This is a genomic window from Planomonospora algeriensis (genome assembly GCF_977012225.1).
Genome location: NZ_CDRNDK010000929.1, coordinates 1 through 1,031, shown reverse-complemented (window position 1 = coordinate 1,031; position 1,031 = coordinate 1). Strand labels below are relative to the sequence as shown.

General features: G+C 67.7%; 1 protein-coding gene. It reads left to right on the top strand.

What is annotated here, in order from left to right:
- Positions 1-185: 185 nt before the first annotated feature.
- Positions 186-1,031 (top strand): trypsin-like serine peptidase (locus ACWJ6R_RS36955; RefSeq protein ID WP_449066643.1); only part of this gene is annotated, 846 nt, incomplete at its 3' end.

Sequence of the window (1,031 nt, the reverse complement as noted above, 5' to 3'; positions counted from 1 at the left end):
AGCTCCATCCGAGGGGCCCGGCGTTTCGCCGGGCCCCTCGGCCATTTCCACGACCGGTCAGGAAAAGTAACAGAACTCCCAGGAAGTCATCTAGCAGGGCAAAAGTGAGGACCGATAGGGTTTCGGGACCCCTCTCGTGACGCCTGTGACGCGCCGGGCGTCCGCACCCGATGCATGGAGACTCCGTGAACCCCCGAGCACAGCACTTCCTCACCCGCGGCGGTGCCCTGACCGCCGCCGGCCTGACCTTCGCCGCGCTGACCGCCGCGGCGGCGCCCGCCCAGGCCGCTCCGGACTGGGCCCGTGACAACCTCTCCGCCACCAAGGCCCTCGCCCTCTCCGCGGCGAACTTCTGGCTCGACTCCAACGGCGCCGCGCTGAAGAAGGCGACGCAGTACAACCGGGACGCCAAGGCCGTCACCACGCTCGTCGCGAGCCGCGGCCAGTCCACCGCCGACGGCAAGGCCGGCGCGGTCGCCCCCATCGGCGGCGAGAAGGCCACCGTCTCCCGGGTCAAGAACGTCAACCTGCCCAAGACCGTCGGCAAGGTGTTCTTCGTCGACCACAAGGGCGACTACCGCTGGTGCTCGGCCACCTCGATCCAGTCCACCTACCGCAACCTGGTCTCCACGGCCGGCCACTGCGTCTACGACGTCGAGGGCAACCGCGACGTCATGGACAAGTGGGTCTTCGTGCCGGGTTACTACCAGGGCAAGGCCCCGTGGGGCGTCTACGTCGGCCAGGCGGCGTTCACCCACTACAACTTCGCGGTCCACGAGGACTTCGACCACGACTACGCGTTCGTGGCCGTCTACAACGGCATCCGGATCGGCGGCGATGACAGGGTCGTCACCAAGGCCGAGTGGGACAAGCACACCGGTCTCAAGGAGATCAGGGGTCTGGAGATCAGCAAGGCGCAGTTCGACGACTGCACCCTGAACCTGACCGGCGACTGCTACTCCGTCGACAAGGTCGACCCGCAGAACGTCGACGCCAACTACCCCGGCGCCGTCGTGACCCGCGTCGAGGTC